Origin of the sequence: Mesorhizobium sp. M7A.F.Ca.US.006.04.2.1, from assembly GCF_004022915.1 — a bacterium.
Taxonomy (GTDB): Bacteria; Pseudomonadota; Alphaproteobacteria; order Rhizobiales; family Rhizobiaceae; genus Mesorhizobium; species Mesorhizobium ciceri.
Window position 1 is genome coordinate 1 of sequence record NZ_RZQA01000637.1, and the last position, 3,801, is coordinate 3,801.

Annotated in this window: 4 protein-coding genes and 1 pseudogene; all 5 read right to left on the reverse strand. The window is 61.9% G+C overall.

Annotated features, from left to right (window positions below):
- Positions 1-436 (reverse strand): annotated as a pseudogene (locus EN925_RS26975) (PAS domain S-box protein); the annotation flags it as partial.
- Positions 397-1,482: a sn-glycerol-3-phosphate ABC transporter ATP-binding protein UgpC gene (gene ugpC / locus EN925_RS26980; RefSeq protein ID WP_127388569.1), complete on the reverse strand. Its 1,086-nt coding sequence runs from the start codon at positions 1,480-1,482 to the stop codon at positions 397-399. The pseudogene EN925_RS26975 and the gene ugpC, both read right to left, overlap by 40 nt.
- Before the next feature lie 11 nt (positions 1,483-1,493).
- The gene (locus tag EN925_RS26985) at positions 1,494-2,426 is read right to left on the reverse strand and encodes a 3-keto-5-aminohexanoate cleavage protein (RefSeq protein WP_064994970.1); all 933 of its coding nucleotides are present in this window, start codon (positions 2,424-2,426) and stop codon (positions 1,494-1,496) included.
- A 31-nt stretch (positions 2,427-2,457) separates the two neighbouring features.
- Positions 2,458-3,306 (reverse strand): carbohydrate ABC transporter permease, encoded by an 849-nt coding sequence (locus EN925_RS26990; RefSeq protein ID WP_127369131.1) that lies wholly within the window; start codon positions 3,304-3,306, stop codon positions 2,458-2,460.
- A partial coding sequence (locus EN925_RS26995) for a sugar ABC transporter permease (protein WP_164894412.1) occupies positions 3,303-3,801 on the reverse strand: 499 nt, incomplete at its 5' end. The genes EN925_RS26995 and EN925_RS26990, both read right to left, overlap by 4 nt.

Sequence of the window (3,801 nt, forward strand, 5' to 3'; positions counted from 1 at the left end):
ATTGTGGATCGTCGGGAAGCCGTTTGCGGAGCAGCTCAAGACTTCCCAGAATCGCCATCAGCAAATTGTTGAAATCGTGGGCGACGCCGCCCGTTAGCTTGCCGACCGCATCCATTTTTTGTGAATGGAAAAGGGCCTCACGGGCCTGATCCAAGGACTCCTGCGCCTTCTTCCGCTCCGTAATGTCGCGTGTGATCTTCGCGAACCCCAGGAGTTCGCCATCCTCGTGCCGAATGGCGTCGATGACCACGTGGGACCAGAACGTAGTTCCGTCTTTGCGTATACGCCAGCCTTCGCGCTCAACTCGCCCTTCACGGGCGGCGATCTCCAGGGCACTTTGCGGACTGCCCCGCTCACGGTCCTCGAGAGTATAGAATTGGGAAAAGTGCCTGCCGATTATTTCATCTGCCGAATAACCCTTGATGCGTTCCGCACCCGCATAATGCGCTGACCCTTGGCGTTGAACAGATGCAACTGGGTGAGGTCCGGCGCCAGGAAAACCTTCTGGCCCGGCATCACGGAAATCCGCTCGCGCAGCAACGCGCTCAAGGTGTTGGTGCCGGCTTTGGCCATGACAAGGGTTTCCGCGCCGGTCGGCTCGACCACTTCGACCACCGCCGGCACGCCGCTGTCTGAGAGCTTGAGATGTTCGGGCCGGATGCCCCAGGCAAGCGCACTTTCGCCCTGTCCCAACGCAGGCAGCGGAAATACCGTGCCGTCGCTGGCGACAAAACCGTCCGTAGTGGTGCGGCCGTCCAGGATGTTCATCGACGGCGAGCCGATGAACTGGGCAACGAACAGATTGGCCGGCCGGTCGTAGAGATCGAGCGGGGCGCCGACCTGTTCGACGATGCCGCCATTCATGACGACGATCTTGTCGGCCATAGTCATGGCTTCGACCTGGTCGTGGGTGACGTAGACGATGGTGGTTCCCAGGCGCTGGTGCAGCGCCTTGATTTCGGCGCGCATCTGCACGCGCAGCTTGGCGTCGAGGTTGGAGAGTGGCTCGTCGAACAGAAAGACCTTCGGGTCGCGCACGATAGCGCGGCCCATGGCGACACGCTGGCGCTGCCCGCCGGAAAGCTGGCGCGGATAACGATCCAGCAAGTCCTGCAGTCCGAGGATCGTCGCGGCACGCGCAATCTTGGCGTCGATCTCGCTTTTATCGATCTTCTTCAGCGTCAGTGCGAAGGCCATGTTCTCACGCACCGTCATGTGCGGGTAGAGCGCATAATTCTGGAAGACCATGGCGATATCGCGCGATTTCGGCGCGACATCGTTGATAACCTTGCCTTCGAGCGCGATCTCGCCGGCGCTGATGTCTTCCAGGCCGGCGATCATCCTGAGCAAGGTCGACTTGCCGCAACCGGACGGGCCAACCAGGATGACGAATTCGCCCGACGCGATGTCGACGGACACGCCGTGGATGACCTTCGCCTTGCCATAGGCCTTATCGACACCTGATATGGTGAGCGCACTCATTGGTATTTTCCTTAGAAAGAGACCTTGTCGCCGCCCTTGAGCTGCAAGATCTGCCGTGCCTCGTCAGGGGTGGCGACCGAAGCGCCAAGCCCTTCGATGATCTGGCGTACCTTGCGCACCTGCTCGGCATTGGATTTCGCCAGTTGGCCCTTGCCGATCCAGAGCGAGTCCTCCAGCCCGACGCGCACATTGCCGCCGAGCGCAATGGCCTGGGTGGCGATCGGCAGCTGGCTGCGGCCGGCGCCCAGCACCGACCAGTGGTAGTCCTGTCCAAACAGCCGGTCGGCGGTGCGCCTCATATGCGCGACATCTTCCGGATGGGTGCCGATGCCGCCCAATATGCCGAACACGCTCTGGACGAAGAACGGCGCCTTGACCAGGCCGCGCTCAACGAAATGGGCGAGCGTGTAGAGGTGGCCGATGTCGTAGCACTCGATCTCGAAACGCGTGCCGTTTTGCGCGCAGGTGCGCAGGATGTGCTCGATGTCGCCAAAGGTGTTGCGGAAGATGCGGTCGCGCGAGCCTTCGAGATAGGGGCGTTCCCAGTCATGCTCGAAGGTCTTGAAGCGCTCCAGCATTGGGTAGAGGCCGAAATTCATCGAGCCCATGTTGAGCGATGCAACTTCCGGCGCAAAGGTCGCCGCCGGCTTGACGCGCTCCTCGACGCTCATTGTCGCGGCGCCGCCTGTGGTGATGTTGATGACGCAGTCCGAGCGTTGCTTGATCACCTTCAGGAAGGGCGCAAACGCCTCGGTCGACTGGTCGGGCCGGCCGTCGGCGGGGTTGCGCGCATGCAGATGGACGATGGCAGCGCCGGCCTCGGCCGCGCCGATCGCGGCATCGGCAATCTCTTGGGCGCTCACCGGCAGATGCGGCGACATGGACGGCGTGTGGATCGAGCCGGTAACCGCGCAGGTGATGATGATCTTGTTCTGGTTCGCCACTTGAAGATTTCCTCGTCTATTTGACCGCAGTCTATTTCACCGCGCCTTGGGTGATGCCGGAGATGAACTGCTTCGACAGCACGATGTAGAGCAGCGTTATCGGCAGCGCCGCCAGAGTGAGCCCGGTGAACAGCACGCCCCAGTCGGTGGTGAATTCACCGACGAAGACGGTGAGGCCCTGCGGCAAGGTTTTGAGCTCGTCCGAGGTGATCAGCACCAGCGGGAAGAAGAAGTCGTTCCAGATCGGCACGGCGTTCTGGATGGCGACGATGACCAGGGCCGGGCGCGCCAACGGCAACATGATCGAGCGCATGATGCGAAATTCGCTGGCGCCGTCCATGCGTGCGGACTCTTCCAGTTCGCGCGGCAAGGTCCGGAGGAAGCCGGTCATGATGAACACCGCTGAGGGAATGCCCATGGCGACATAGACCAGCACCAGGCCGGCATAGCTGTCGACCAGCCCAAGCGAATCCAGCTGGATGAACAGCGGAATGATCGCCAGTTTGAGCGGCACCGTCATGCCGCTGAGGAAAAACATCAGCACCAGCGCGCTCAGCCTGAACTGGTAGCGGGCAATCGCATAGGCGGCCATGGTGCTGAACAGAAGGATGAGGGCGACCGCGGCCATGGTGATGCCGACGGAGTTGGCGAGGTAGCGCACGAAGTTGGTTTCGCTCCACACCCGCTCGGCATTGGCCAGCGAAAAGTGCGCCGGCAGGGCGAAGGGCGAGGAGAAGATCTCGGCATTAGTCTTGAAGGACGACATCGCCATGACGAACAGCGGATAGATCATGATGACGGCGTTGATCGCCAGCATCAGCTGGATGGCGCCATTCTTCAGCAACTCGGCGGGTTGCCCGGTGCGGGCTGTCGCGCTCACAGCTCGATCTCGCGACGGCGCAGGTAGCGAAGCGCGATTGCAGTGACGCCTGCAACGATGATGAACATCATCACGGCCAGCGCGCTGCCCTGGCCGAAATCCTGGATCCCGGTCGTCGTCGAACCGAAGGCGGTGCGGTAGAAATAGAGGCCGAGCACATCTGTCGCGCCGCCGGGCGAACCGGTGAGGCCAGCCATGACATAGGGGATTTCGAACCAGTTGAAGCTGCCGATGAAGGTCAGGATGGTGACGATGGTGACGCTCGGCGCAATCAGCGGCCAGATAATCCTGGTCATCAGCACATAGTCGCCGGCGCCGTCGAGACGGGCAGCCTCGATGACTTCCTTGCTGACGCGCTGCATGCCGGCCAGCAGCACCAGGGTGGGGAAGCCCAGCCAGTGCCAGACATTGGCGAACAGGACGCTGCCGAGTGCGGTGTGTTCGTTGCCGAGCCACGGTATGGCGCCGATGCCGACCAGCGCCAGCGTCTGGTTC

Coding starts and splice junctions, on each gene's coding strand:
- ugpC (WP_127388569.1), bottom strand. CDS start 1,482: ATGAGTGCGCTCACCATATCAGGTGTCGATAAGGCCTATGGCAAGGCG.